The following is a 25,118-nucleotide window of genomic DNA, read 5'->3' on the forward strand; positions in this document are numbered from 1 at the left end:
GCTATAGCCTCGTCCGCCGTTCAGGCCCGCCAGCCACGCAGCGGGAAACCCGAATGGCCGTGCTCGCCGAGTGTGACCCCGAGCACCTGGTGCAGCTGGATGTTGTTGCGCTCGAAGCCCAGCCGGCTGGCCGCCATGTACAACCGCCAGACCCGGGCCCGACCCAGCCCGACCTCGGCCACCGCGGCGTCCCAGTTCGCCTCCAGGTTGTCCCCCCAGGCGGCCAGGGTGCGGGCGTAGTGCTCGCGCAGGTTCTCCTCGTGCCGGATCTCGAAGCCCGCCTCGTTCATCACCGACACCAGGTGCCCGATCGGCTCCAGCTGGCCGTCGGGGAAGACGTAGCGGGCGATGAACGGGTCGGTCCGGAGGTGGGCCGGCTTGTGCGGCTGGGTGATGCAGTGGTTGAGCAGCCGGCCCTCGGGGCGCAGCCGGCTGTGCAGGAACCGGAAGTACGACGGCAGCTGCGCCTTGCCGATGTGCTCGGTCAGCCCGATCGAGCTGACGGCGTCGAAGCCCGTCTCGGTGACGTCGCGGTAGTCGAGGTACCGGACCTCCGCGAGATCACCCAGGCCCCGGCGTTCGATCTCGGCCTGCGCCCATTCCGCCTGCTTGCGCGACAGCGTCACGCCCAGCGCGCGCACGCCGTGCTCGGCCGCGGCGTGCATGACCATGCCGCCCCAGCCGCAGCCCACGTCGAGCAGCCGCATCCCGGGCGCCAGCGCGAGCTTCTGCGCGACGAGCTCGTGCTTGGCGGTCTGGGCCTGTTCGAGCGTGGCGTCCGGGGTCGGGAAGCACGCACAGGTGTACGCCATCGACGGCCCGAGCACCCACTCGTAGAACCGGTTCGACACGTCGTAGTGGTGCGAGATCGCCTGGCTGTCACGGCGCCGGGAGTGCAGCCGGCCGCGCGGGCGGGCCTCCAGGTCGGGCGGCGGCACGCGGTGGGTCAACCAGACCGGCAGCAGCTGGCGGGCCAGCCGCAGCTGCTCCCGGCGCGGGATCGAGTGCAGCGTGACGTCGGCGAGTGCGGACAGCGCCGTGTACAGCTCGCCCTCCACCTCGATGTCGCCGGTCACGTAGGCCCGGGCCAGGCCCAGCGAGCCGGGCGCCGACGCCAGCCGGGCGAGCGCCCGCGGCGATTCGATCCGCAGCGCGACCTCGGCCCCGTCGGGCCCGGCCTTGCTGCCGTCGTAGCCGATCAGGCGGACCGGTGCGTCCGCCCCGATGACGCCCGAGAAGATGTCCGCAACACGAATCCCACTCATCGTTCCCCCGCTTCGCCAACCTTGGAAAACAGGCCCGGCAGCCGGCCAGCCGGGTCGTATCGGCCCTTCACCGCCGCATAGGCGGCCCCGTTGTAGTGCTCCCAGAACTCAGCCTCGTCGTAGTGCACCGTCGAGTACAGGGACTTGTGTCCGCCGAGCGCGGCGACGAGCTCCTCGATCAGCCGGTTGTGCGCGTCCGGGGGCTGTCCGGGCCGGCGCGGGACCGAGGACCAGAACCCGACGTTGACGTACAGCTCCCCCGGCCGCATCGGGTACAGCGGCCAGCCCCGATCGCTGCGCAGCCGCAGCGGGCACAGCCACACCGGGGAGATCCCGACGTCGCGGTGGAACACCTCGAGGAAGTCCGGCAGCCGGTCGACCGGGATCTCCACGTCCTGGACCACCGGTTCCTCGGACGGCGCACCGGTCAGCGCCCGGATGCGGTCGCTCCCGCCGAAGCGCCGGTCGAGCGCGACCAGGCGCCGGTAGACGTCGGAGCGCCGGTAGCGGCGCGGCCAGAGCGGGCGCAGCAGCGGGTTCTGCACACCGAACGCGCGCGAGCACCAGAACCAGTCGGTGTCCCAGCGCCAGATGTAGTCGCGGACGCGCAGATGGTCGACGGGGCGCAGCCGCAGGGACCGGTAGAAGATCTGCTGCCCGGTGTAGTCCGAGACCTGCGCGCCGGGCATCGGGGCGTCGACGAACTCGCCGATGGTCAGGTACTGCTCGCGCGGGTCGAAGACGGTGCCGTCCAGGAAGTCCGGGCCGGCCCCCGGCGCGCACAGCCGCTCGATCTCCGCGGTCGCCGTGGCCGCGTCGGGGAACCGGCGGTGGGTCAGCTTCACGTACGGTGCCACCGGCTGCAGCTCGATGACCAGCCGCAACGCGTAGCCCAGCGTCCCGTAGGAGTTCGGGAACGCGGCGAACAGGTCGGCGTGCTCCCCGTCCGGCGTCGCGGTGACCAGCTCACCCGAGCCGGTCAGGATGTCCATCTCCAGCACCGACTCGTGCGGCAGGCCGTGCCGGAACGACGTCGACTCGATGCCCAGCCCGGCCACCGCGCCGCCCAGGGTGATGGTCTTGAGCTGCGGGACGACCAGCGGCATCAGCCCGTGCGCGAGGGTCGCGTCGACGAGGTCCTCATAGGTCGTCATGCCCTGGACCTCGGCGGTGCGCGCGACCGGGTCGACGGCGATCACGCCGGTGAGCCCGGTGGTGTCCAGGCGGCAGGCGTCGGCCGACCCGGCACCGAAACGGAACAAATTGGACGTTCGCTTCCCGAGGCGCACGGGCGTTCCGGGCGGAACCGAACGATAGCGTCGCACCAGGTCCGCCACCACGTCCGCATGCTGGGCCGGCGAGACGGGTGCAACCATTGTGCTCATTCCTCCGACGCTAAACCTCCGCGGCCTGGCTGCCCAGGGCCCGACGAGCGGATCATTCTCACTCATGGTCTGATCCAGGTGTGTCCCCAATGGAATCCGCGCAGGGGAACCCCCTGCAGAACGTCACATTCCCCAGCAACGGCAGCACCGCGCACGGCTACCTCGCCCTGCCCGAGTCGGGCAGCGGACCGGGCCTGGTCGTCATCCAGGAGTGGTGGGGCCTGACCGACCATGTCGCCGACGTCACCAACCGCTTCGCCGCCGAGGGTTTCGTCGCGCTGGCCCCCGACCTGTACGGGGGGCGCACCACGCACGACTCCGACGAGGCCGGCGAGCTGATGGCCAAGCTGCCCGTCAACGACGCGGCCACCGACCTGGCCGGCGCGGTCGACTTCCTGCTCGCGCACGATGCGGTGACCTCGTCGAAGGTCGGCGCGGTCGGATTCTGCATGGGCGGCGGTTTCGTCCTCGTGCTCGCCGCGCAACAGGGTGACAAGATCGGCGCTGCGGTGCCGTTCTACGGCGTGCTCAAGGAGGACTACCCGAGCTTCGCGAACCTCACCGCGCCGCTGCTGGGCCACTTCGGCGAGACCGACCAGATGGCCGACCCGCAGGCCGTGCGGGCGCTGGCCGAGCGGATCGAGCGCGAGTCGGGCGTGACGCCGGAGTTCCACATCTACCCGGCCGGGCACGCGTTCTTCAACGACGAGAACCACATGGGCACCTACGACCCCGAGCAGGCCGAGCTGGCCTGGAACCGCACGCTGGAGTTCCTGCGGCGCGAGTTGCGCTGACGCGCCCGTGCGCGGAAATAGTCGCTGGAGCGACTATTTCCGCGCACGAGCGGCGAAGCCGCTGATGAGCTTGGGCAGCGCGCCGAGCCCGGTGACCGGGTGGAACGCCTCGGCGGCCCGGGTCAGCGCCGCGTGCTCGTCGTCGGTGAGGGTGATGTCGGCGGCGGCCGCGTTGCTCTCCACCTGCGCCACGCTCGACGCGCCGGGGATCGCCACCACGTTCGGGAAGTGGATGACCCACGCCAGCGCGACCTGAGCCGGGGTGGCGTCGTGCGCCCGGGCCACCTCGCGCAGGGCGTCGATCAGCGGCGCCGCGGCCTGCAGGTTCTCCGGCAGGAACAGCGGGTTGGCCGCGCGGATACCGCCGGTGGGCCGGTTCGTCGCGTCGTAGCGGCCAGACAGCAGGCCCTGCGCGAGCGGGCTGTAGGCGATGACGACGTGCCCGGTGCGCTGCGCCCAGGGCAGCATCTGCGCCATCGGGTCCCGCGCCACCAGGCTGAAGTGAACCTGGTCGGACAGCACCCGCGAGCCGTAGGCCGCCTCGGCGCGCTGCCAGCGCTGCAGCGGGTAGTTGCTGACCCCCACCTCGTCGACGAGCCCGACGTCGTGCAGCGCCCGCATGCCGCGCATCGTCGTGGTGTCCGGGACGACGGGGTTGGGCTGGTGGACCTGGTACAGGTCGATCTGCTTCACCCCCAGCCGCTGCGCGCTGGCCACCGCACGCTGCTCGACGACACCCGCGGTCGGCAGCATCGGGAAGACCTTGGTCGCGACGACGACGTCGTCGGTGCCGCCGGACTCGCGCAGCGCCCGGCCGAGGATCTTCTCGCTGCGCCCGAAGGCGTAGATCTCTGCGGTGTCGTACACGGTGATGCCCAGCTCGCGGGCCCGCGCGACGATCTTCCCGGCCTCCCGGTCGGCGTAGTCCTCGCCGTAGCCCCACTCCCGGGAGCCGAACTGCCAGGCGCCCAGGCCGATGGCCGAGTACCGCTTCGCGGTTCCGATGTTCTCCAGGTAGCGCATCGCCCCAGTGAACACCCGACGAGGCGCCTGCGGCGCTCGTGCGCGGTAAGTGGTGCTCCGGCACCACCTACCGCGCACGAGCATGTCAATGCCGGTAGTCGTCCAGGAACGTGTCGAGGTGCGCCCAGGTGGTGGTGCGGGCGTTGCGCCCGGTGAGCACCCCGAGGTGCCCGCCGGGCGCGGTCTCGAAGCGCACCTCCGGTGCCCCGGTGAGCAGCCCGACGACCCGCTGCACCGCGCGCAGCGGCGCGATCAGGTCGTTGCGGCCGGCCACCACCAGCACCGGGACGTCCACCGCCGCGAGCGGGATCGTCCGCCGGGCGAGCGCGAGCGTGCCGTCGGCGAGGTCGTTGTTGCGCAGCAGCAGGTGGTAGATCTGCCCGAACACCCGGCCCGGGTAGCCGTGCATGTTGTTCATCAGGTGATCGACGGCCTCCATCTGGGCCAGGCAGTCCCGGTCGTCGAGCCGGGAGAGCAGCGTCAGCGGCTTGGTGATCAGCTTGTCCACCGCGGTGAGGTGGAACGCCCAGCTCACCACCGGCGCCGGGAAACTGCCGACGAGCTGATAGACGGCCGAGAGCCCGCGCCCGCCGGTGACGATCGCGAGCGGGCGCAGCGGCGCGACCAGCGGGACCGCCGAGATGTCGACCGGGCTGCCGACCGCGGTCACGGTGCGCACCGGCAGCGGCTCCCCGGCGTCGGCGGCCGCGGCCACCGCGAGCAGCGCGAAGATCCCGCCCAGCGACCAGGCGACGAGCTGTACGTCCGACCCGGTCTCGTCGGCCACCCGGCGCACGGCGTCGGGCACCACGCCGTCGACCCAGTGCTCCATGCCGAGCCCGCGCTCGGCGAACGAGATGGGCCCGTAGTCGACCAGGTACACCGTGCGCCCGGCGCTCAGCAGGTGCTCGACCAGGGAGCAGCCCCGGCGCAGGTCGTAGGCGAAGTCGGGGGCGCCCAGCGGCGGCACCAGCAGCACCGGCGGGCCCCCGCCCGCCGGAGCTCCCACCTGCGGGTGGTAGCGGTACAGGGCACCGTCGGGTCCGGTCGCGACGGCCGTGCGGGGCATCCGTGTCAGGTCGGCGAGGCCACCGCGGATCACCTTGTCCCGCACGTTCCCCACGGCGGCAGTCAGCCTCATGACCGCGGACCCTAAGCCATGTCCGGCAGGCGATCCGGCCTGCCCGGGCCACCGTCGGCACGGCCGCGCCGTTTCCGAAGTTACCGACCAGTATGTGACACTGCGCGCATGCAGCGTGACATCTTCGAGGCCGAACACGACGCCTTCCGCGACCTCGCCCGCACCTTCCTCGCCAAGGAGGTCATGCCGTTCCACGAGCAGTGGGAGGCCGACGGCCAGGTCAGCCGCGAGGTCTGGAAGGCCGCAGGCGCGGCGGGCCTGCTGGGCACCGACGTCCCCGAGGAGTTCGGCGGCGGCGGCGTCGACGACTTCCGATACAACGCCGTACTCACGGAGGAGATCGTGGCCGCGGGCGCGAGCGGGCTCGGCTTCCCGCTGCACAACGACGTCGTCGCGCCCTACCTGCTGCGGCTGTGCAACGACGAGCAGAAGCGCCGTTTCCTGCCCGGCTTCTGCTCCGGGGAGATCATCACCGCCATCGCGATGACCGAGCCCGGCACCGGCAGCGACCTGCAGGGCATCCAGACCTCGGCGGTGCAGGACTCCTCCGGCGACTGGATCCTCAACGGCGCCAAGACCTTCATCACCAACGGCATCATGGCCGACCTGGTGATCGTCGTGGCCCGCACCGATGCCGCGGCGGGCAGCCACGGCTTCTCCCTGTTCCTGGTCGAGCGCGGGATGCCCGGCTTCGAGCGCGGCCGCCGCCTCAACAAGGTCGGTATGAAGGCCCAGGACACCGCGGAGCTGTCGTTCACCGACGTCCGGGTGCCGGCCGCGAACGTGCTCGGCGAGATCGGGCAGGGCTTCATCTACCTGATGCAGAACCTGGCCCAGGAGCGGCTGTCCATCGCGGTCGGCAGCGTGGCCGGTGCGGAGACCGCGCTGCGGCACACCCTGCAGTACGCCAAGGACCGCAAGGCCTTCGGCCGGCCCATCGGCAACTTCCAGAACACCCGCTTCGAGCTGGCCGAGATGGACACCGAGATCTCCATCGCCCGGGTGTTCGTCGACCGCTGCATCACCGAGCACGTCACGAGCGAGCTGTCCGTTCCCGACGCCGCCAAGGCGAAGTGGTGGGCCTCGGACCTGCTCAAGCGCGTCGTCGACCGCTGCGTGCAGCTGCACGGCGGCTACGGCTACATGCTCGAGTACCCGATCGCCAAGGCCTTCATCGACTCCCGTGTGCAGGCCATCTACGGCGGCACCAACGAGATCATGAAGGAGATCATCGGGCGCACCCTGCTCGGTTGACCCTCCGGCACCGGATCATCCGCCGGCCGGCCACCTGAGCACCCGGGCTCAGGTCCGGCCGGCACACACCCGGTCGGCGGTCTCGAGCGCGGCGGTGATCCGGGCCGCGTCGAGCTGTACCTTGTCGCCGGCCGGGTTGCCGCCCGCCGGGAGCCGGCTGCGGCCCTGGGCGTCGAGGTCGTCGATGGCGGCGACCATCTCGGTCATCGCCGCGGCGACCGAGGCGTCACGGGCGCCCGGCGTCGCGTAGGCGTTGCGGGGCGCCAGCAGGAGGAACGCCACGCCGGCCGGCAGCACCGGGCCGGCGTCGACCACACCGAGCACCCTGCGCACCTCCGGCGCCGCGGCGGCGTGCCGCCGGCAGGCCGCGGCGTCCGGATCGGCGGGCACCGGGGCGGCGGATGCGGAGGCCGGCGCCGCGGCGGTGGCGGCGGTGCCACTGCTGCAACCGGCCAGCAGGGCACCGAGCAGGGCGAGCGCGACGGCGCCGCGGCGCGCCGTGGACCGTGCCGTCACGTGATCACACTCTCCACGATCCGGGCGCGTTCGGTGGCGATGTCGAAGTCGCCTGCCGGGAACTGCGGATCGAGCTCCTCGAGGGTCTCCGCGAGCAGCGTCGCGATCACCCAGTTCCGGTACCACTTGCGGTCCGACGGGACCACGTACCAGGGGGCGTCGTCGGTGTCGCAGCGGCGCAGCGCCTCGGCGTAGGCGGCCTGGTAGTCGTGCCAGCGGGCCCGGGCGTCGACGTCGCGGGGGTTGTACTTCCAGTGCTTCGACGGGTCCTCGAGCCGCGCAAGCAGCCGCTCGGCCTGCTCCTGCGGCGAGATGTGCAGCATGCATTTGAGCACCGTGACGCCCTGCTCGGTGAGCTCGGCCTCGAATGCGTTGATCTCCTCGTAGCGGGCCCGCCAGATCTGTTCGGGGACCAGCGACTCGACGCGCACCACCAGCACGTCCTCGTAGTGCGAGCGGTCGAACACCCCGATCCGCCCCGGCACCGGCACCCGTTTGCGGATCCGCCACAGGAAATGGTGCGCGCGTTCGGACTCGGTGGGTGCCGTGAACGAGGCGATCTGCAGACCCTGCGGGTTCACCATCCCGGCGACGTGCCGGATCACCCCGCCCTTGCCCGAGGTGTCCATACCCTGCAGCACGAGCAGCACGGCGCGCTGGCCGCCGCCGACCGACTCGGCGTACAGCGCCTCCTGGCGGGCGTCGATGCGCGCGTCCAGGTCGACCATGTCCGCCTCGGCGGCGGACTTGTCCTTCGGACCGATCGGGCGGCCGGCCGGATCCAGCGCGGCGAGATCGACCGGGACGTCGCGACTGCCCCCGGGCACCCGGAACGTCTCGCGTGCGGTCTTCGCCATGGTCGCAGCGTAGCCAGGGTGGGCTGGATCAGCGCGGCGTGTGGGTCCCCACCGGCACGACCAGCGGGGCGCCGGACACCGGGTCCGGGATCACCCGCGCGTCCAGCCCGAAGACCTCGCGCAGCAGCGGCTCGGTGATCACCTCCGACGGCTCGCCGGCGGCGACGATGCGCCCCGCCCGCATGGCGACGAGCCGGTCGGCGTAGCGGGCGGCCAGGTTCAGGTCGTGCAGCACCATGACCACGGTCCGGCCGAACTCGGTGTGCAACCGGCGGACCAGTTCGAGCACCTCCACCTGGTGGGCGAGGTCGAGGAAGGTCGTCGGCTCGTCGAGCAGCAGCAGGTCGGTGCCCTGCGCCAGCGCCATGGAGATCCAGGCCCGCTGGCGCTGCCCGCCGGACAGCTCGTCGACCGGGCGGGTGGCGAGGTCGAGGATGTTCGTCCAGCGCAGCGCCTCGGCGACGGCGTCCTCGTCGTCGGCGGACCACTGCCGGTACCAGGCCTGGTGCGGGTGCCGGCCACGGGCGACCAGGTCGGCCACGGTCAGTCCCTCGGGCGCGGCCGGGGACTGTGGCAGGACCCCGAGCACGGTCGCGACCTCGCGGGTCGGGATCCGGTCGATCCGCCTGCCGTCCAGCAACACCTGCCCGCCGGCGGGCTTGAGCAGCCGGCCCAGCGCGCGCAGCAACGTGGACTTGCCGCAGCCGTTCGGACCGATCACCGCGGTGACCGTGCCGTCGACGACGTCGAGGTCCAGGCCGTCGACGATCGTCCGGTCGCCGTAGCCGAGCCGGACCCCCTCGGCCCGTAGCCGGACGGGTCCGGGCGCGGCCGCGGGCAGCTCGGAGGTTCGGACGCTGGTCTGGGTCATGCGCGGGCCTCCCGGCGGTGACGGGCGAGCAGGTACAGCAGGTAGGGCGCGCCGAGCACCGCGGTGACGATGCCGACGGGCAACTCGGTGCCACCGAACGCGGTGCGCGCGACGAGGTCCGCGGTCACGGTCAGCGCCGCACCGAGCACGAGCGAGACGCCGATCGGCGGGCGCGGTGACCCGACCAGGCGCTGCGCGATCTGCGGGGCCACCAGCGCGACGAACGCGATCGGCCCGGCCGACGCGGTGGCGACCGCGGCCAGCGCGACGGCGGCCGCCAGCAGCGCAGTGCGCGCGCCGTCGACCCGGATCCCCAGGCCCCGCGCGGTGTCGTCGCCGAACTGCAGTCCGCCGAGCAGGTGCGCGAGCACGAACGCCGCGGGGACCAGCACGATCAGCGCGATCCCCACCGGGACCACGTGCTCCCAGCCGCGCGCGTTGAGGCTGCCGTTGAGCCAGACCTGCGCCCGGGCCGCCTCGTAGACCTGCGCGGCGACGAGCAGCCAGTTGATCGTGGCGAACAGGATCGCGTTGATCCCGATGCCGACCAGCACCAGCCGGAAGCCCTGGATGCCCTTGCGCCAGGCCAGCCCGTAGATCAGGGCGGCGGTGAGCAGCCCACCGAGCAGCGCCGCAATCGGCAGCCCGACCGCCGACGCGAGCCCGCCGAGAGCGCCGACACTGCCGCCCAGCACGATCATCGAGACCGCCGCGGCACCTGCACCCGCGGTGATGCCGATGATGTCCGGGCTGGCCAGCGGGTTGCGCGCGACGGCCTGCAGGATGGCGCCGGAGGCGCCGAGCGCGGCGCCGACCAGCGCCCCGGTGAGCGAGCGCGGCAGCCGCAGTTCGAGCACGATGAACTGCTGGCTCGGGTCTCCCCCACCGGCCAGCACGGCCAGCACCTCACCGATGCTGATCGGGAACTCGCCGCGGCCGATGTTCACCGCCATCGCCAGCACCAGCACGGCGCCGCCGAGCACCAGCGCCGCCACCGAGCGCGGCCGCCACACCGCGGAGACCCGCCCCAACCGCACCGGGGCCCGGCCCGGCACCCGCACGCGCTCCGGCGCCCGGGCCGTCACAGCTGCACCATCGTGCGGCGGCGGACCAGCGCGATGAAGAACGGCGCCCCGACCAGGGCCAGCACGATCCCGACCTGCAGCTCGCCGGGCCGGGCCACGATCCGGCCGAGCACGTCGGCGGTCAGCAGCAGCACCGCCCCGGCGAGCGCGGAGGCGGGCAGCAGCCAGCGGTGGTCCGGGCCGGTGAAGGCGCGTACGACGTGCGGCACGACGAGGCCGACGAATGCGATGGGCCCGCACGCGGCGGTCGCGCCGCCGGCCAGCAGCGTGATCGCGACGACGCCCAGTACCCGGGTCCGGCGGACCGACTGGCCCAGCGAGCGCGCGACGTCCTCACCGAGGGACAGCGCGTTCAGCGCCGGCGCTCCGGCCAGCCCGATCACCGCCCCGGCCAGCAGGAACCAGACGACCTGGCCGGCCACCTCGGCGTCGCGGCCGGCGAGCGAACCGACGCTCCAGAACCGGTAGGCGTCCAGGGACGCGACGTCGACCAGGATCACCGACGTGGTGAGCGCGGCCAGCAGCGCGCTGACCGCGGCCCCGGCCAGCGCGAGCGTCACCGGGGTGGGCCCGCCGCGGCCGGCGGAGCCGAGCACGAACACCGCGACGCTGGCGATGAGCGCCCCGGCGAAGGCGAACCAGACGTAGCCGAACAGGCTGGTCACGCCGAATGCGTAGATGCCCGTCACCACCGCGAACGCGGCCCCGGCGTTGACGCCGAGCAGGCCGGGGTCGGCCAGCGGGTTGCGGGTGTGGCCCTGGATCAGCGTCCCGGCCAGTCCGAGCGCCGCCCCGGCCAGCGCGCCCAGCACGGTGCGCGGGATGCGCAGCGAGCGCACGACGATGTCGTCCTCGGAACCGGTGGGCGCGACCAGCGCGTCCCACACGTGCCCGAGCGGGATGGCCTTGGCCCCGATCGCGACGCTGGCCAGGCAACACGCCACCAGCAGCGCGAACAGCAGCGCCAGGCCGAGCAGCCGCCGGCGGCGCAGCGAGCGGGTCGTCCGCGGCCGCCGGTCGCCCGCCGGGACGGACGGCGCGGTGGCGGTCGTCGTCACACGCCCTCCAGTCGTTCCATCGGGTGATCGCGGCCACGGTGATCCACGGCGATACTCACCATAAGGGACACTCACCATAAGTGAGGCAAGCCTGCCATGACAGAGGGCAGCCCAACCTCAGTGGCACCCGACACGCCGATCCGCTCTAGTTAGGCTAGCCTCACTTCCATGACGCTCTCGCTCACCTCCGCGGTCGCGGAGACGGCGGCCCGGGTGTCCGCCGCCGTCGAGGGCCTCGACGTGCGCGTCGGCCCGGTGCGCGCCGAGGACGGCTGGACCCGCTGCGACGAGGTCGGCGCCGCGTTCGTCGCGCGCTGGGAGGCCGAGACCGCCGCGGCCCTGCCGGGCTGGTACGGACGGACGCACCCGACCACGGCGAGTGCCTTCGTCCTGCATTGGTGCGCCGACCTGCCCGGGCTGGCCGGGGCCGCGTTCCTGCGGCACGCCCGCCGGGTCCCCCGCCTGGACCGGGCCGCGCTGGCGTTCCGCCGCGACCCGGGCAATCCCGTCCCGGCCGCCACCGGCCTGCTCGACGACCGGTTCTGGTGCCTGCCCGACGACCCGGCCGCCGACGACCCGGCCGCCACCGTGGTCGCCGACGAACACGCGCTCGCGGCCGTACTGCGCGGTCAGATCCGCGGGCACGCCGACGAGTTCCTCGCCGACTACCCGCCGGGACGCCCGCTGCCGCGGCGCGCGCTGCTCGGTGCGTTCTTCGACGGGCTGGACGCCGGAGTCTGGCGGGGCGCCGACGGCGTGACCGCATACCGCGACGAGTCCGCGATGACCGTTTCGCTGCAGGAGGCGGCGCTCGTGCTGCCCGGCGGGACGCCCCTGTTCCCCGAGCCCTCCACGCTGCACCCGTTCGTCGATGCCCGCGACCGCATCTGGCTGTCCCGGCGACGGGTCTCGTGCTGCTACTACTTCAAGGTGTCCGCGGCCGGCACCGCCTGCTCGACCTGCCCACGGACCTCGCCCGCCGAGCGCGCGCAGCGCTACGCCGATCTCGCGGACTGAACGGACCGATCCTGCCTTCGAGTCGCCGCCGGGACAACGCGCCCGCCGGATGCTGGGATGGCGGCGTGCAGCGACTTCTGCCCGGCCCCGGAGCCGAGATCGACGACGCCGAACTGGCCGCGACCTACGCCTACCCGACCGGCCTCGCCACGCCCTACGTCCGGGTCAACTTCGTGTCCAGCCTGGACGGGGCCGTGTCGGTCGACGGCAGGTCCGGCGGCCTCGGCTCGGCTGCGGACAAGAAGGTGTTCGGGCTGCTCCGCCGGCTCGCCGACGTGATCCTCGTCGGCGCCGGGACCGCCCGCACCGAGAATTACCGGGGCGCCCGCCGTCCCACCGAGGGACGCGACACTCCCCCGCCGATCGCCGTCGTCACCGGCACCGGGAACCTGGATCCGCAGAGCCCGCTGTTCACCGACACCGCGGTCCCGCCGATCATCCTCACGCTGGGGTCGGTCCCCGCGCAGCAGCGCGAGCGGCTCGCCGCGGCCGGCGGCGACGTGGTCGTCCTCGACCGGCTGGACCCGTCGGGCCTGCTCGCCGAACTCGACCGCCGCGGACTGCGGCGGGTGCTCTGCGAGGGCGGCCCGGGCCTGCACGGCGACCTGCTGGCCGCCGACGCCGTCGACGAACTGTGCCTCACCGTCGCCCCGCTGCTCGCCGGCAACGATGCCGGCCGGATCGCCACCGGCCGCGCGGAGGCCGTCCCACGGTCGATGTCGCTGGTCGGCGCGCTGCACGCGGACGACACGCTGTTGCTGCGCTACCGCCGGAACCGATGAGCGCGGCGGCCAGGACCCCACTGATCGGGTGATGTGCTGTGAGGCCGGGGCGGGTATCGACGTCTCACCTGGCGAACGATCGGCAGCGACCGGTCGGCACAGATCGCCAGTGACCGCCAGTGACCGCCAGTGACAAGGAGCGCGAGATGACCCAGAGCACGGCAACCACTCCGAGCACCACCGCGACCGCCCCGGCGACGGGGACCGCCACCCCGGCCCGGCTGGCCGAGGACACCTCGCAGGGCCGGACGACCATCGCCGCGTCGGTCGTGCAGAAGATCGCCGGCATCGCGGCCCGGGAGATCTCCGGGGTGCACTCCATGGGCGGTGGGGTGTCCCGCGCGTTCGGCGCGATCCGGGAGCGGATCCCCGGCGGCGGCACCGGCGCCGCGAACATCGCCGGCGTGCAGGTCGAGGTCGGCGAGAAGCAGGCCGCGATCGACCTCGACATCGTCGTGGAGTACGGCGTGGCGATCGTCGACCTGGCCCGCGCGGTGCGCCGCAACGTGATCACCGCCGTGGAGCGGATGACCGGCCTCGAGGTGATCGAGGTCAACATCGCGGTCAACGACATCCACCTGCCCGACGGCGACGAGGGCGAGGAGGCCCCGGCCGCGCAGACCTCCCGGGTCGAGTGAGGCCGACCGCCACCGTGCCGTCCCCACTGCCCCAGCCGTCACCGCCGACCGTGCCCACGCGTCCCGACACCGGCCGGGAGACCACCCTGGCCGAGCGGGTCGCCGCCGTGGCGGCCGCGCACCCCGCGGTCGCCCGGCTGGACGCGGGCGAGTTCGGGGCGCTGGCCACCTACCTGCCCGGCCGCCGCCTCGTCGGCGTGCGGATCGGGGAGGCGGGCGAGCCGGTCGAACTCGGGGTCGTGCTCCACCTCGACCGGCCGATCCCCGAGGTGGCCCAGGTCCTGCGCCGGCAGGTCGCACCGCTGTGCGGCGCCGTCCCGGTCAACATCACGGTCACCGACGTGGTCACGGACGACCGGAGGTGAGCAGCCCGTGAATCCGGAGATGACCCCGGAGGAACGGGCGGCCTACCGCGCGTTCGTCCGGGACAACCATCCGGATCGCGGCGGCGATCCGGAGGCGTTCGTGGCCGGGCTCGCCCGGTTCCACGCCACCCGGGCGGCCGCGCGCGACCCCGAGCCGGCGGACCGGCGCTACGACGCACCCATCGAGGTGGTCGCCGACCTGCCCTTCCCGGTGAAGGTGGCGATCGCCGCGATCCGGACCGTGCGCCGGCACCGGCGCACCCGGGTGGACCGGCCCGGTCCCCCGCACGAGCCCCCACCCCAGTGACAACCAGGAGAGCCAGATGAACGCGACCCAGACCGGCCTGCTGGCAGGTCTCATCCTCGGTGCCGCCGGCGCCATCGGCGGGTTCACCGCCTTCCTCATCGCGCTGGTCGTCGGCCTGATCGGCCTCGTCGTGGGCCGCGTTCTCGACGGCGAGCTCGATATCAGCACGATGCTCGGCCGGGGCCGGGACCGGTGAGCACGGCCCCCGCGCCGCACGATCCGGGGGACCGCGGTCGTCTCGACATCCACCCCACGGTGCTGCGCAAGATCATCGAGCACACCGCCGACCGGGTGCCCGGCACGCTGCGCAACGAGCGCACGCTCGCCGGCATCGACGTCGGCGAGTCGGGGGCCAGCGCGCGGGTCAACACCGGCGCCGGCGACCCGGACTCGGTGGATGTCCGCCTCGAGCTGACGCTGAGCTACCCCGCGCCCGTCAGGTCCGTCGTCGATGCCGTCCGGTCACGGGTCGGCGAGGAGCTCCAGCGGCTGGCCGGCTACCGGGTCCGGACGTTGGCGGTCACCGTCTCGGGGCTGCGCGGCGCGCCGCCACCACCCCGGCTCCAGTAAGGAGACATGACATGCGGGTTCTGCTCCGCGTGCTCGCCCCGCTGCTCGCCCTCGGCCTGACCGCGGTCGGCGTGCTCGTGGTCATCGAGGTCGTCGCCGCGTGGGTGCGGCCGGTCAGTGGCCAGGCGCTGGTGGCACCCTGGCCGGCGTGGCGCGCCGCGCTGGAACGGCTGACCTGGCAGGACAACCCGGTCGCGGCGATCGCCATTGCGGCCGCCGTGGTCGGGCTGCTCCTGGTGCTGCTCGGGCTGCTCGCCCGCCGCCACGACATCCGGCTCACGGCGCCGTCACCGGACGTCACCGTGACCACCTCGCCGCGGGTGCTGGCCCGCCTGGTGGGGCGCCGGGTGCGGGCCGCCGACGACGTCGCCGCGGCCAGAGTCACCGCGTCCGCGCGCAAGATCTCGGTGCGGGCCGAGGGCTGGGACGACCAGCACGGCGAGCTGCGCCGCACCGTCACCAGCCAGGTCGACAGCCTGCTCGACGAGCTGCCGCTGGCGCGGCGGCCGAGGGTCGGCGTCGCCACCCGTGAACGGAAGGGACCACGATGAGCGCCCCCGTCGACTCCGCCCCCACTGCCGGCCCGGCTGCCGCCCCTGCGACGACCCCGGTCCGGCCCACGCCGTCGGCCCGGGTCCGCCGCCGGTCGCGGCACGCGGTCGCGCGGTCGGCGGCCGGCGACCGCTGGCTGTGCGTGCTGATCGGCCTGGTGCTGTTGGTCGGCGGCACCCTGACCGCGCTGCTGGCCTATGGCGTGTTCGGCACCGGCCGCGCGCAACGCCCGCTGCTCGACCCGGTCGTCGTCGACACCTTCCGCGCCCACCCGACGCCGTCGCGCATCATCGCGATCGCGGCCGGGCTGCTGATCGTCGTGTTCGGGCTGGTCTGGGCAGCCCGGTCGGTGCGCCCCGAACGCCGGCCCGACCTGATCCTGGACACCGCCCCCGACACCGCGATCGTGATCACCGCCCCGGCGGCGGCGGAGGCCGTCGCCGGGCAGGCCGCGACCCTGCCGGGCGTGGCCCGGGCCCGGGCCCGGTTGGTGGGCGACGACCGCACGCCCGCCTTGCGCCTGACGCTCTGGCTCAGCGACGACGCCGACCTCGCGCAGGTGCTCCGCGACCTCGACGAGCAGGTGCTCACGGGGGCGCGTGCATCGCTGGGGGTCGACGAGCTGCCCGTCGCCGTTCGCGTGGAGCTCGAGACCCCCGGCGGCGCCGGCCGCCGGGTGGAGTGAGCATCGGTTGCGTAGCGTCGGCGGACATGACTCCCACGCACCCGCCGCTGGCCGGTCGGACCGCCCTCGTCACCGGAGCCGCCAGTGGGATCGGCGCGGCCATCACCCGGCGGATGGCCCGCGACGGTGCCGCCGTCCGCGCCGTCGACCTCGACAAGACCGGGCTCGACGCCCTGGTCCGTGACCTGACCACCGAGCTGTCCGGCCACCCCGGGGCCGGCGGTGTCGAACCGGTCGTGTGCGACCTGTCGGACACCGCCGCCGTCGACGCGCTCCCCGCGGACGTGGACGTCCTGGTCAACAACGCCGGGCGCCAGCACGTCGCGCCCCTGCACGAGTTCGACCCGGCGATCTTCGCCCAGATCCTGACGATCATGCTGGAGGCACCCTTCCGGCTGATCCGCCGCGCGCTGCCGACGATGTACGGGCGCGGCTGGGGCCGGATCATCAACATCTCCAGCGCGCACGGCCTGCGGGCCAGCGCCTTCAAGTCGGCCTACGTGACCGCCAAGCACGGCCTCGAAGGGCTCTCCAAGGTGGCCGCTCTGGAGGGCGCGGCGCACGGCGTCACGAGCAACTGCATCAACCCCGCCTACGTGCGCACCCCGCTGGTGGAGAAGCAGATCGCCGATCAGGCGCGGGCGCACGGCATCGACCCGGACGAGGTCGTCGAGACCATCATGCTCGGCCCGGTGGCGGTGAAGCGGCTCATCGAGCCCGACGAGGTCGCCGAGCTGGCGGCCGTGCTCTACGGCCCCGCCTCGGCGTCGATCACCGGGTCCTCGCTGTGCCAGGACGGCGGCTGGACCGCCCGCTGAGCCCGGGGCGCGCTCACCTCGGCCACACCCGTGGTGCGCCAAGCTGATCGGGCGACGATCGTCGGACTGGGGAGGAGCCAGCGCGTGTCATCAGCGCCGCGGCGCGCGCGAGGGGCCGGCCGGTTCACGCTGCTGGTCGTGTGGGCCTGCCTGACCGCCGTGCTCGCCGGCTGCGCGGTGGGCCCGTCCCAGCGCCCACCGGTCGCCGTGCGGGGCGAGAACATGCCGTCGGCGCCGTCGGCCACCGCGACCAGCCCGGCCTCGCCCGACGAGCTGCCGGAACCGGACCCGCAACGCTCGGCGATCCCCTTCTCCGACTGCACCGCCGACACCCTTGCCGCGCTGGGCTCCCCGACTCCGGTGGCGGGGCCGCTGCACGTCGAATGCGGCGAGGTCAGCGTGACCACCGACCCCGATCAGCCGGGCCTCGGCCGGACCCGGATCGGGGTGGTCCGGGTGGGTGCGGCCGGCGCACCGGACGACCGGCCGCCGCTGCTCGTGCTGGGCGACAGCGACACCGATCCCTCGGCCCGGCACGCGGTCCGGCTGGCCACCGAGGTCTCCCCGGCCCTGCTCGGGCGCTACCAGCTGATCGGCCTCGATCGCCGCGGCTCCGGCGTCGACACCCTCGACTGCGCACCCCCGACGTCCCGCGCCGCGATCGTCGACACCGACCCGTCCGGGACCAGCGATGCCGGGCTGAACGGGCTGCTCGACAGCTCCCGTGAGGTCGTGCAGGACTGCTACCTGCTGCTCTCCGGGGCCATCAGCTCGTACCGGACGGCCGCCACGGCCGCCGACATCGAACAGGTGCGAGGCCTGCTCGGGGTGCAGCGACTCTCCGCGATCGGGGTCGGGGACGGCGCGGCGGCGCTGATCCGATGGGCCGCGGCGCACCCGGAGGCGGTCGGGCGGCTGGTCCTGGACGGGCCGCCCGACCCCACCCAGGACCAGCCCGAGCTCTCCGAGACCCGGGCCGCGGCCGCGGAGAGCACCTTCGACGCCTTCGCGACCGTGTGCACCGCGCACCCGGACTGCCGGTTGGGCGCCGACCCGCGCGGCGCGGTGGAGACGCTGCTGCTGCAGCTGAGTACGCAACCGCTGGTCGCCCGCGACGGGCGCAGACTGACCGCCGGGGCCGCCGTCGCCGCGCTGCAGGCCGGTCTGGAGGAACCGCAGAGCTGGCCCGACCTGGACGCGGCGCTGGCCCAGGCGCGCGACGGCAACCCGGACGGTCTGCTCTCCCGGCTGGACCCGATCCTCGGCCGCGACGGCCGCTTCGACGGCGCTCTCGCCACCGCGTGCAACGACTCCCGGCGCCGGCTCACCCCGGCCGACGTCGGCCGGCTGACCGCCCGGTGGCGCACCGACCACCCGTTGTTCGGCGGGGTGTACGCGCAGCGGCTGCTGGCCTGCGCGCCGTGGCCGGCACTGCCCGCCCCCGCGCCGCCGGGACCGGTCGCCGCCGCCCCGCCGATCCTGGTGATCGGCACCGCGAACGATCCCCGGGCACCGCTGGCCGGCTCGAAGCGGGTGGCGCAGACCATGACCACGGCGCGCTTCCTGAGCTGGCTGGGCTCGGGTACCGGCGCCTATCCGCGGACCCCGTGCGTGACCGGTGTCGTCGACGCGATGCTCGTGGACGGGGTCGTCCCACAGCCGAGCACCCTCTGCCCTCCGTGACGCGGTCGTCCTCTCACGACGTGCCCGCGCCGATGAAGCCCCGGGAGACCATCCAGTCCCGCGCGACCACGCCGGGGTCCCGGCCCTCGACGTCGACCTGCTTGCCCAACTCGATCATCTGCTGGTTGTCGATGGCCTTGGCGACCGGCTCGAGAACCTGCCGAATCTGCGGGTGCCGGTCCAGGAACTCCTGCCGGAGTGTGACGGCCGCGTTGTACTGCGGGAAGAACTTCTTGTCGTCGGACAGGACCGCGAGGTTCAGCCCGGCGATCCGGCCGTCCGTCGTGAAGATCTCCCCGATGTTGCACGTGCCGTTGGCGATCGCCGTGTAGATCGCGCCGGTCCCGAAGGTCTTCACAGTCGTCGCCGGGAAGCCGTACGTTCGTTGTACGCCCGGGAACCCGTCCTGCCGGCTGGCGAACTCGGTCTCCACGCAGAAGACGGCCTGGGCCGGGTTCCTCGTGAGGAACGCGGTGAGGTCGGTCACCGTGCGCAGGTGGTGCTGCTCGGCGTAGGCCCGGGTGGTCCCGAAGGCGTAGGTGTTGTTCACCGGGGAGTAGTCGAGCCAGGCGATGCCGAAGCGCTGCGCGTCGGCGGCCTTGGTGGCCTCGAACTGAGCCCGCTCCCCCGGGATCGGCTGGGTGTGCCCGAGGTAGTTGATCCAGCCGGTCCCGGTGTACTCCCAGGTCAGGTCGATGTCACCGTTGATCAGGGCCTGCCGGGAGTTCGAGGAACCCTTGATGTCGGTCAGGTCCCGGACATCCGCCCCGGCGGCGGACAACGCGAGCTCTGCGATGTAGCCGAGCAGGATGTTCTCGGTGAAGTCCTTGGACCCCACGGTGATCCGGACACCCTCGAGCTCCGGAACCGGCCGGATCGATCCCGGTTGCACGGTGAAGGGCAGTGCCGTGTTGGTGTCGAGTCCACAGCCGGTGAGCGTCGTCGCGAGCACGACGAACCCGGCCAGGACAGCTCGTAGCCTCGATCTGCTCATCCCAGGCCCTTGGGTCCGAGGACTCGCTCCACCACGCCGCCGAGCCAGTCGATCAGTAGTGCGAGCCCGATGGCGAGCACCGCCCCCACGACCATCACCGAGGTCAGCTGCAGCTTGTACCCGGTGTCGATCAGCTCTCCCAGTCCTCCGCCGTTCACGAAGAACGCGAGCGTCCCGGTGCCGACGGCGAGCACCAGGGCCGTGCGCAGGCCGGCCAGGATCAGCGGCACGGCGAGCGGGAACTCGATGCGCCAGAGCACGGCCGCCGCGGACATCCCGATACCCCGGCCGGCGTCCACCAGCGCGGGGTCCACCTGCTGGATGCCGACCATCGTGTTCCGCAGCACCGGCAGCAGCGTGTAGAAGACGAGCGGGATGGCCGCGGCCCACAGGCCTTCCCAGCTGGTCCAGAGGAAGAACAGGACGATGACGCCGAGCGCGGGTGCCGCCTGACCGACGTTGGCGATCGCCAGGAAGAGCGGGGCGAGGCGCTTCGCCCCGGGCCGGGTCAGCGCGACACCGAGCGGAACGGCGATGAGCACCACGAGCGCGGTGACCACCGCGGTGAGCAGGAGGTGCTGCCCGGTCAGCCGGAGGATGGTGGGCAGGTTCAGCGTCTCCCGTTCGTTGGCGTTCAGGTCGCTGCTGAGCGCCCACGCGACCACCGCGACGACGATGAGCACCACGGCCACGGGCTGGGCGAGCAGGCGAGCGCGGTCCGCCACCCGGGAGGCCCGCTCCGCCGAGGCCGGTGACGACGTCGCGGCGGCAGGCCCGGCGATGGCCGTCATGACGGGCTCCCGTCACCGTCGGAGTGCTCCTCGCGCATGGTCGCGATGACGTCGGTGACCGTCCTGATGTCGATGGTCCCGACGAACTCGCCGCGCGGTCCGGTCACCACCGCGTTCCCGCCCTCGGTCAGGATCGCCTCGAGGGCGTCCTGCAGCGTGGACTGGGTGCTCACCGAGTCGCCGACCGGCCTGCCGGCCCCGGCGAGCGAGGCCACCGCGCCCAGCTCACGGACGTGCACCCAGCGCAGCGGGCGCCGCCGCTCGTCGACGACCAGTGCGTAGGTCTTGCGGCGCTGGGTCAGCTGGTTGCGCAGGGCGGCCGGGGTGGTGTCCAGGCCGACGGTGAGGACGTCGTCGGTGTGGTAGTCCACGTCCCGGACCCGCATGAGGGTGAGTTGCTTGAGCGAGGCTCCCGCTCCGACGAAGCCCGCGACGGTGTCGTCGGCCGGGTTGGCCAGGATGGCCTCGGGCGTGTCGTACTGCAGGATCGTCGACCGATCGCCCAGAACGGCGATCTTGTCACCCAGCTTGACCGCCTCGTCGAAGTCGTGCGTCACGAAGACGATCGTCTTGCCCAGATCCGCCTGCAGCCGCATGAGCTCGTCCTGCAGATGGCCTCGGGTGATCGGGTCGACCGCGCCGAACGGCTCGTCCATCAGCAGCACCGGCGGGTCGGCGGCCAGAGCGCGCGCCACACCGACACGCTGCTGTTGCCCACCCGAGAGCTGCCGGGGGAAACGGTCGTGGAAGACCTTCGGATCGAGACCGACGAGGTCCATCATCTCGTCGACCCGCGCCGCGATGCGCTTCTTGTCCCAACCCAGCAATCCCGGTACGACCGCGATGTTCTCGGCCACGCTGAAGTGCGGGAACAGGCCCGCCTGCTGGATCGCGTAGCCCACCTTCCGTCGGAGCCGATCCGGATCGAGTTCGAGCGCATCCTCGCCGCCGATGGTGATCCGGCCCGACGTCGGCTCGATCATGCGGTTGATCATGCGCATGGTCGTCGTCTTCCCACAGCCCGACGGCCCCACGAAGACCACGACCTTTCCGGCCGGGACCGTCATCGTGAAGTCGTCGACGGCAGGGTGCGGCTGGTTCGGGTAACGCTTCGTCACGTGCTCCAGCTCGATCTCCGCCCCCGAGACGGACACGTTCTGAGCGGACTCCTGCAGTGCTTCAGTCACGGACACCCCTGGAAACGGTCAGGCGAGCGAGAAGGACGTAAACCCCGTCCAGGACGAGAGCCAGGATGACGACCCCGAGCGTCCCGGCCAGCGCCTGATTCAACGAGTTCGCGCTACCGGCGCGGGTGAGACCCGAGAACACCTCGGAACCGAGACCGAATCCCTTGGCGTACGCCGCGATCACCGCGATTCCCATCAACATCTGGGTGGACACCCGCATCCCGGCGAGAATCGCGGGCCACGCCAGTCGCAACTCCACCCTGGTCAGCACGCCCAGCCGGCTCATCCCGATGCCGCGCGCCGCGTCGGTGATCGACGGGTCGACGCCGCCGAGCCCGACGATCGTGTTCCGCACGATGGGGAGCAGGCCGTAGAGCACCAAGGCGGTGACACTCGGCGCCACGCCCAATCCGAGGACCGGGATGAGCAACGCCAGCAATGCGAACGAGGGGACCGTGAGGATCGTGCTCGCCAAGGCGGTCGCGATCGCGGAGCCCGCCGAACTGCGGTACACCGTGACACCGATCAGCACACCCACGATCGCAGCGATGATCGTGCACTGGACGACGCCGCTGACGTGCAGGAGCGCCTCGAGCGAGAGTCGGTCCCACCGGTCGACCACGTAGTCGGGGAAACTCATGGCCTGCCGCCGGGCAGGACTGGGGAGACTGCCCGTAACCAGCACATAGCTCGGCCTCCAGGTCAGTGAGTCCAGGTGATCTTCATCTGCGGCGGACCTTACAGAAGGACGCGCCGTTCGACCTGCTGGAACGGCGTCGGACCCCGAACGGGGCCGGCCGCACCGACGATGACCGCGGCCGAGGCCCCGTGGCCGGGGGCTCCCGGCGCCGGTGCTGCGGCACGCTCTCCGCCGGCCCGGTGGCTCCCGGTACCGGCCGCCCGGAGGAACCCGTGCTGCACACATCGGCCTTGTCGGCACCACCGCCGTGCACGCCGAGGACCCCTGCTCGGGGTCGGTGACATCATCGGCGTGCAGCCCCGCCAGGTGCTGGAGATCCTGGCCCTCGCCGCGGGCCGGCCGGTGCACCCCGGCCGAGGCGCTGCCGCTGTGGGGAGCACGCCTGCGCCATCGCCGACCGGGACCTGCTCGAGCACGAGCCCTGCGCCGCCCGGGCCGAACGGGCCCGGTCCATCTTCCGGCGGCGCACCGGTGGGGCGTCTGCGTGACACCCGCAACAGCGCATACCGGACCAACCGGCGCATCCGGCCCCTGTTGCCGGGTCTGCCGAGCGCGTTCGCCTCAGCGGACCTGGCGCAGCTCTCTCTTCGCCTGCCGTTTGGCCGCCTTCAGCATCTGCTTGAGGTCCGGCGTGGTCCGTTTCGTGATCCGCTGCTCGTCCCGCTGCGGCTTGGTCCGACGAGGCTGTGTCATGTCCTCACCTCGTGATCCGATCCTCGGTCGTGGTGGGCACCGCGCGACGTGCGCCCACAGCACGGTCCTACCACCTCCGGGGGCGCCCGGCGACCGCGCAGCACATCGCGGGATCGGCGCCCGGCCAACCCCTCGAGATGACCGACCACCCGAAGGCGACGGACGACGGCGGCCCGGGCGGCCGGGCCGGAGCTCAGCGGTCCTGCCCGGGAAGGACCTCCCGCAGCTTCGTCTTGGCGCCCTGGACGACGAGGTGCAGGCCGCCGGGATCGCCCTTGAGCACGGCGCGGAGCCTCGACGAGGCCTGCTCCAGGGTGACGTGAGGTGGGATGGGCGGCACCTCGGGGTCGCAGTACACGTCGATCACCGTGGGGCGCCCGGCACCCAGGGCGCGATCCCAGGCCGGCCCCAGTTCGTCGGGCGACCGGACGGTGATCGCGTCGAGGCCCATCGCGCGCGCAATGTCCGCGTAGGACACGTCGGGCAACTGCTGGGACTCCTCGAACTTCGGCGCGCCGCCCATCGCCCGCAGCTCCCACGTCACCTGGTTCAGGTCGTTGTTGTGCAGCACGCAGACCACGCAGCGCGGGTCGGCCCACCGGTGCGCGTAGCGGGCGATGGTGAGCAGTTCGGCCATCCCGTTCATCTGCATCGCGCCGTCGCCGGTGATCGCGACCGCCGGCCGGTCCGGGTGGGCGAACTTGGCGCCGATCGCGTAGGGCACCGCGGGACCCATGCTCGCCAGCGTTCCCGACAGCGAGCCGCGGATCTCGCCGCGGACCCGCAGCAGGCGGGCGTACCAGTTGGCCGCGGACCCGGAGTCGGCGGTCACGATCGCGTCGTGCGGGATCCGTTCGGACAGCTCCCACACCACCCGCATCGGGTTCACCGGATCGGCGTTCACCATGGATTGCTGCTCCATGGTGCGCCACCAGCCGGCGACGCCGGCCTCGATCTTCTCCCGCCACGCCTTGGCCGGCGTGCCGGTGAGCAGCGGCAGCAGCGCGCGCAGCGTGGCCGCGGCGTCGCCGACCAGGTTGACCTCGGTGGGGTACCGCATCCCGATCATCGAGCCGTCGAGGTCGATCTGCACAGCGCGGGCCTTGCCGAACTCGGGCAGGAACTGTGAGTAGGGGAAGTTCGACCCGACGATGAGCAGGGTGTCGCAGTCGCGCATCAGCTCGTAGCTCGGCCGGGTGCCGAGCAGCCCGATCACCCCGGTGACGTACGGCAGGTCGTCGGACAGCACGTCCTTGCCCAGCAATGCCTTTGCCACCCCGGCCCCGGTGGCCTCCGCGACCTGCTGCACCTCCGCTGCGGCTGCGCGGGCTCCCTGCCCCACCAGGATCGCCACCCGGCTGCCCGCGTTGATCACCTCGGCCGCGCGCCGGAGGTCCGGTGCGGACGGCACCGCAGCCGGGCGGGTCAGCCCCGGCGGGCTGGAGGGCACCTGCTTGAACGCATGCGCCGGCGGGGTGTACGCCTCCTCCTGCACGTCGCTCGGGATGATCACCGCGGTGGGCGCGCGCCGGGACATCGCCGTGCGGAAGGCCCGGTCGATGGCGTTGGGGAGTTGCTCGGGGACGTTGACCTCGACGAGGTAGTCGCCGGCCACGTCCTTGAACAGCGCCTGCAGGTCGACCTCCTGCTGGTAGGCCCCGCCCATCGCGCTGCGCTCGGTCTGCCCGACGATCGCCACGACGGGCACGTGGTCGAGCTTCGCGTCGTAGAGCCCGTTGAGCAGGTGGATCGCGCCGGGGCCCGAGGTGGCCATGCAGACCCCGACCCGTCCACTGAACTTCGCATACCCCACGGCCTGGAACGCCGACATCTCCTCGTGGCGGGCCTGGATGAAATGCGGGTCGTCGCCGGCCCGCCCGAACGCCGTGACGATTCCGTTGATCCCATCTCCGGGATAGGCGAAGACCTGCTGGACTCCCCACTCGCGCAGTCGTTGCAGCACGTAATCGCCGACGGTCTCGGCCATGACCCCTCCCTCGGTCCGGTCGTGAATCGGTCCGCTCCTCCCGATGCCTACCCGTAACCGTCCCCCGGCCAACCCGGGCGACGGCCCCGGGATTGGCTGC

General features: G+C 72.8%; 28 protein-coding genes. 13 read left to right on the top strand and 15 right to left on the bottom strand.

The genetic code is table 11. The annotated features are described in order from the left end of the window. Positions 1 to 20: 20 nt before the first annotated feature. Complete coding sequence (locus HF526_RS03635) at positions 21 to 1,265, bottom strand: SAM-dependent methyltransferase (protein WP_169379777.1); 1,245 nt, start codon at positions 1,263 to 1,265, stop codon at positions 21 to 23. Continuing rightward, positions 1,262 to 2,650 carry an FAD-binding oxidoreductase gene (locus tag HF526_RS03640; RefSeq protein WP_169379778.1) on the bottom strand — a complete coding sequence of 463 codons (1,389 nt, stop codon included), beginning with the start codon at positions 2,648 to 2,650 and terminating at the stop codon, positions 1,262 to 1,264. Before HF526_RS03640 ends, HF526_RS03635 begins: the two co-directional genes overlap by 4 nt. Before the next feature lie 89 nt (positions 2,651 to 2,739). Between HF526_RS03640 and HF526_RS03645 the strand changes: the two genes are divergently transcribed. Further along, positions 2,740 to 3,444 carry a dienelactone hydrolase family protein gene (locus HF526_RS03645; protein WP_169379779.1) on the top strand — a complete coding sequence of 235 codons (705 nt, stop codon included), beginning with the start codon at positions 2,740 to 2,742 and terminating at the stop codon, positions 3,442 to 3,444. Between the two features lie 33 nt (positions 3,445 to 3,477). Here HF526_RS03645 and HF526_RS03650 read toward each other — a convergent pair whose 3' ends face one another. Both HF526_RS03650 and HF526_RS03655 read right to left on the bottom strand, forming a co-directional pair. After that, the gene (locus tag HF526_RS03650; RefSeq protein WP_169379780.1) at positions 3,478 to 4,467 is read right to left on the bottom strand and encodes an aldo/keto reductase; all 990 of its coding nucleotides are present in this window, start codon (positions 4,465 to 4,467) and stop codon (positions 3,478 to 3,480) included. An 85-nt stretch (positions 4,468 to 4,552) separates the two neighbouring features. After that, positions 4,553 to 5,608, bottom strand: coding sequence for an alpha/beta hydrolase (locus HF526_RS03655; protein ID WP_169379781.1), 1,056 nt, complete (start codon positions 5,606 to 5,608; stop codon positions 4,553 to 4,555). Positions 5,609 to 5,716: 108 nt separating this feature from the next. Between HF526_RS03655 and HF526_RS03660 the strand changes: the two genes are divergently transcribed. Then, positions 5,717 to 6,862, top strand: coding sequence for an acyl-CoA dehydrogenase family protein (locus HF526_RS03660; protein WP_169379782.1), 1,146 nt, complete (start codon positions 5,717 to 5,719; stop codon positions 6,860 to 6,862). 48 nt (positions 6,863 to 6,910) lie between these two features. Here HF526_RS03660 and HF526_RS03665 read toward each other — a convergent pair whose 3' ends face one another. The 5 genes from HF526_RS03665 to HF526_RS03685 are packed head-to-tail and all read right to left on the bottom strand — an operon-like array spanning position 6,911 to position 11,249. Next, positions 6,911 to 7,378: a hypothetical protein gene (locus tag HF526_RS03665; protein ID WP_169379783.1), complete on the bottom strand. Its 468-nt coding sequence runs from the start codon at positions 7,376 to 7,378 to the stop codon at positions 6,911 to 6,913. Beyond that, positions 7,375 to 8,235 carry a PPK2 family polyphosphate kinase gene (locus HF526_RS03670; RefSeq protein ID WP_169379784.1) on the bottom strand — a complete coding sequence of 287 codons (861 nt, stop codon included), beginning with the start codon at positions 8,233 to 8,235 and terminating at the stop codon, positions 7,375 to 7,377. Before HF526_RS03670 ends, HF526_RS03665 begins: the two co-directional genes overlap by 4 nt. Before the next feature lie 28 nt (positions 8,236 to 8,263). Further along, positions 8,264 to 9,106, bottom strand: a complete 843-nt coding sequence (locus tag HF526_RS03675) for an ABC transporter ATP-binding protein (protein ID WP_169379785.1) — start codon at positions 9,104 to 9,106, stop codon at positions 8,264 to 8,266. Further along, positions 9,103 to 10,191: an iron chelate uptake ABC transporter family permease subunit gene (locus HF526_RS03680; RefSeq protein ID WP_169379786.1), complete on the bottom strand. Its 1,089-nt coding sequence runs from the start codon at positions 10,189 to 10,191 to the stop codon at positions 9,103 to 9,105. The genes HF526_RS03675 and HF526_RS03680 overlap by 4 nt, the downstream gene beginning before the upstream one ends. Further along, positions 10,188 to 11,249, bottom strand: coding sequence for a FecCD family ABC transporter permease (locus HF526_RS03685; RefSeq protein WP_338051271.1), 1,062 nt, complete (start codon positions 11,247 to 11,249; stop codon positions 10,188 to 10,190). The genes HF526_RS03680 and HF526_RS03685 overlap by 4 nt, the downstream gene beginning before the upstream one ends. Before the next feature lie 168 nt (positions 11,250 to 11,417). Between HF526_RS03685 and HF526_RS03690 the strand changes: the two genes are divergently transcribed. From HF526_RS03690 to HF526_RS03740, 11 genes are all read left to right on the top strand, one after another. Then, positions 11,418 to 12,266 carry a (2Fe-2S)-binding protein gene (locus tag HF526_RS03690; protein WP_169379788.1) on the top strand — a complete coding sequence of 283 codons (849 nt, stop codon included), beginning with the start codon at positions 11,418 to 11,420 and terminating at the stop codon, positions 12,264 to 12,266. A gap of 65 nt (positions 12,267 to 12,331) precedes the next feature. Further along, positions 12,332 to 13,048 (top strand): dihydrofolate reductase family protein, encoded by a 717-nt coding sequence (locus HF526_RS03695; RefSeq protein WP_169379789.1) that lies wholly within the window; start codon positions 12,332 to 12,334, stop codon positions 13,046 to 13,048. 146 nt (positions 13,049 to 13,194) lie between these two features. Then, positions 13,195 to 13,686, top strand: a complete 492-nt coding sequence (locus tag HF526_RS03700) for an Asp23/Gls24 family envelope stress response protein (protein WP_169379790.1) — start codon at positions 13,195 to 13,197, stop codon at positions 13,684 to 13,686. A gap of 50 nt (positions 13,687 to 13,736) precedes the next feature. Then, positions 13,737 to 14,051 carry a hypothetical protein gene (locus tag HF526_RS03705; protein WP_338051272.1) on the top strand — a complete coding sequence of 105 codons (315 nt, stop codon included), beginning with the start codon at positions 13,737 to 13,739 and terminating at the stop codon, positions 14,049 to 14,051. A 7-nt stretch (positions 14,052 to 14,058) separates the two neighbouring features. Continuing rightward, entirely contained in the window at positions 14,059 to 14,358 is a 300-nt protein-coding gene (locus tag HF526_RS03710) for a hypothetical protein (RefSeq protein WP_338051273.1), read from the top strand. 16 nt (positions 14,359 to 14,374) lie between these two features. Next, positions 14,375 to 14,554, top strand: a complete 180-nt coding sequence (locus tag HF526_RS03715; RefSeq protein WP_169379791.1) for a hypothetical protein — start codon at positions 14,375 to 14,377, stop codon at positions 14,552 to 14,554. Next, on the top strand, positions 14,551 to 14,928 hold the full coding sequence (locus tag HF526_RS03720) for an Asp23/Gls24 family envelope stress response protein (RefSeq protein ID WP_169379792.1): 378 nt from the start codon (positions 14,551 to 14,553) through the stop codon (positions 14,926 to 14,928). Before HF526_RS03715 ends, HF526_RS03720 begins: the two co-directional genes overlap by 4 nt. 11 nt (positions 14,929 to 14,939) lie before the next feature. Further along, on the top strand, positions 14,940 to 15,479 hold the full coding sequence (locus tag HF526_RS03725; RefSeq protein ID WP_169379793.1) for a DUF6286 domain-containing protein: 540 nt from the start codon (positions 14,940 to 14,942) through the stop codon (positions 15,477 to 15,479). Next, positions 15,476 to 16,165, top strand: a complete 690-nt coding sequence (locus tag HF526_RS03730; protein ID WP_239028237.1) for an Asp23/Gls24 family envelope stress response protein — start codon at positions 15,476 to 15,478, stop codon at positions 16,163 to 16,165. Before HF526_RS03725 ends, HF526_RS03730 begins: the two co-directional genes overlap by 4 nt. Positions 16,166 to 16,191: 26 nt before the next feature. Beyond that, positions 16,192 to 16,983 (top strand): 3-hydroxybutyrate dehydrogenase, encoded by a 792-nt coding sequence (locus HF526_RS03735; protein WP_169379794.1) that lies wholly within the window; start codon positions 16,192 to 16,194, stop codon positions 16,981 to 16,983. An 84-nt stretch (positions 16,984 to 17,067) separates the two neighbouring features. Further along, entirely contained in the window at positions 17,068 to 18,666 is a 1,599-nt protein-coding gene (locus HF526_RS03740) for an alpha/beta fold hydrolase (protein ID WP_169379795.1), read from the top strand. Between the two features lie 13 nt (positions 18,667 to 18,679). Here the strand turns inward: HF526_RS03740 and HF526_RS03745 are convergent, their stop codons facing one another. The 6 genes from HF526_RS03745 to HF526_RS03765 form a co-directional block, all read right to left on the bottom strand. Next, the gene (locus HF526_RS03745) at positions 18,680 to 19,660 is read right to left on the bottom strand and encodes a glycine betaine ABC transporter substrate-binding protein (protein WP_169379796.1); all 981 of its coding nucleotides are present in this window, start codon (positions 19,658 to 19,660) and stop codon (positions 18,680 to 18,682) included. Then, on the bottom strand, positions 19,657 to 20,451 hold the full coding sequence (locus tag HF526_RS03750) for an ABC transporter permease (RefSeq protein ID WP_169379797.1): 795 nt from the start codon (positions 20,449 to 20,451) through the stop codon (positions 19,657 to 19,659). The genes HF526_RS03745 and HF526_RS03750 overlap by 4 nt, the downstream gene beginning before the upstream one ends. Further along, complete coding sequence (locus HF526_RS03755; RefSeq protein ID WP_338051274.1) at positions 20,448 to 21,638, bottom strand: ABC transporter ATP-binding protein; 1,191 nt, start codon at positions 21,636 to 21,638, stop codon at positions 20,448 to 20,450. The genes HF526_RS03750 and HF526_RS03755 overlap by 4 nt, the downstream gene beginning before the upstream one ends. Beyond that, positions 21,631 to 22,278: an ABC transporter permease gene (locus HF526_RS03760; protein ID WP_169379798.1), complete on the bottom strand. Its 648-nt coding sequence runs from the start codon at positions 22,276 to 22,278 to the stop codon at positions 21,631 to 21,633. Before HF526_RS03760 ends, HF526_RS03755 begins: the two co-directional genes overlap by 8 nt. A gap of 621 nt (positions 22,279 to 22,899) precedes the next feature. After that, complete coding sequence (locus HF526_RS36125) at positions 22,900 to 23,031, bottom strand: hypothetical protein (RefSeq protein ID WP_275403867.1); 132 nt, start codon at positions 23,029 to 23,031, stop codon at positions 22,900 to 22,902. Between the two features lie 193 nt (positions 23,032 to 23,224). After that, positions 23,225 to 25,018 (bottom strand): thiamine pyrophosphate-requiring protein, encoded by a 1,794-nt coding sequence (locus HF526_RS03765; protein WP_169379799.1) that lies wholly within the window; start codon positions 25,016 to 25,018, stop codon positions 23,225 to 23,227. Positions 25,019 to 25,118: the final 100 nt, after the last annotated feature.

Source organism: Pseudonocardia acidicola (assembly GCF_012911935.1).
Lineage (GTDB): Bacteria > Actinomycetota > Actinomycetes > Mycobacteriales > Pseudonocardiaceae > Pseudonocardia > Pseudonocardia acidicola.

Coding starts and splice junctions, on each gene's coding strand:
- HF526_RS03635 (WP_169379777.1), bottom strand. CDS start 1,265: ATGAGTGGGATTCGTGTTGCGGACATCTTCTCGGGCGTCATCGGGGCG.
- HF526_RS03640 (WP_169379778.1), bottom strand. CDS start 2,650: ATGAGCACAATGGTTGCACCCGTCTCGCCGGCCCAGCATGCGGACGTG.
- HF526_RS03645 (WP_169379779.1), top strand. CDS start 2,740: ATGGAATCCGCGCAGGGGAACCCCCTGCAGAACGTCACATTCCCCAGC.
- HF526_RS03650 (WP_169379780.1), bottom strand. CDS start 4,467: ATGCGCTACCTGGAGAACATCGGAACCGCGAAGCGGTACTCGGCCATC.
- HF526_RS03655 (WP_169379781.1), bottom strand. CDS start 5,608: ATGAGGCTGACTGCCGCCGTGGGGAACGTGCGGGACAAGGTGATCCGC.
- HF526_RS03660 (WP_169379782.1), top strand. CDS start 5,717: ATGCAGCGTGACATCTTCGAGGCCGAACACGACGCCTTCCGCGACCTC.
- HF526_RS03670 (WP_169379784.1), bottom strand. CDS start 8,235: ATGGCGAAGACCGCACGCGAGACGTTCCGGGTGCCCGGGGGCAGTCGC.
- HF526_RS03675 (WP_169379785.1), bottom strand. CDS start 9,106: ATGACCCAGACCAGCGTCCGAACCTCCGAGCTGCCCGCGGCCGCGCCC.
- HF526_RS03690 (WP_169379788.1), top strand. CDS start 11,418: ATGACGCTCTCGCTCACCTCCGCGGTCGCGGAGACGGCGGCCCGGGTG.
- HF526_RS03700 (WP_169379790.1), top strand. CDS start 13,195: ATGACCCAGAGCACGGCAACCACTCCGAGCACCACCGCGACCGCCCCG.
- HF526_RS03715 (WP_169379791.1), top strand. CDS start 14,375: ATGAACGCGACCCAGACCGGCCTGCTGGCAGGTCTCATCCTCGGTGCC.
- HF526_RS03725 (WP_169379793.1), top strand. CDS start 14,940: ATGCGGGTTCTGCTCCGCGTGCTCGCCCCGCTGCTCGCCCTCGGCCTG.
- HF526_RS03730 (WP_239028237.1), top strand. CDS start 15,476: ATGAGCGCCCCCGTCGACTCCGCCCCCACTGCCGGCCCGGCTGCCGCC.
- HF526_RS03735 (WP_169379794.1), top strand. CDS start 16,192: ATGACTCCCACGCACCCGCCGCTGGCCGGTCGGACCGCCCTCGTCACC.
- HF526_RS03745 (WP_169379796.1), bottom strand. CDS start 19,660: ATGAGCAGATCGAGGCTACGAGCTGTCCTGGCCGGGTTCGTCGTGCTC.
- HF526_RS03750 (WP_169379797.1), bottom strand. CDS start 20,451: ATGACGGCCATCGCCGGGCCTGCCGCCGCGACGTCGTCACCGGCCTCG.
- HF526_RS03760 (WP_169379798.1), bottom strand. CDS start 22,278: ATGAGTTTCCCCGACTACGTGGTCGACCGGTGGGACCGACTCTCGCTC.
- HF526_RS36125 (WP_275403867.1), bottom strand. CDS start 23,031: ATGACACAGCCTCGTCGGACCAAGCCGCAGCGGGACGAGCAGCGGATC.
- HF526_RS03765 (WP_169379799.1), bottom strand. CDS start 25,018: ATGGCCGAGACCGTCGGCGATTACGTGCTGCAACGACTGCGCGAGTGG.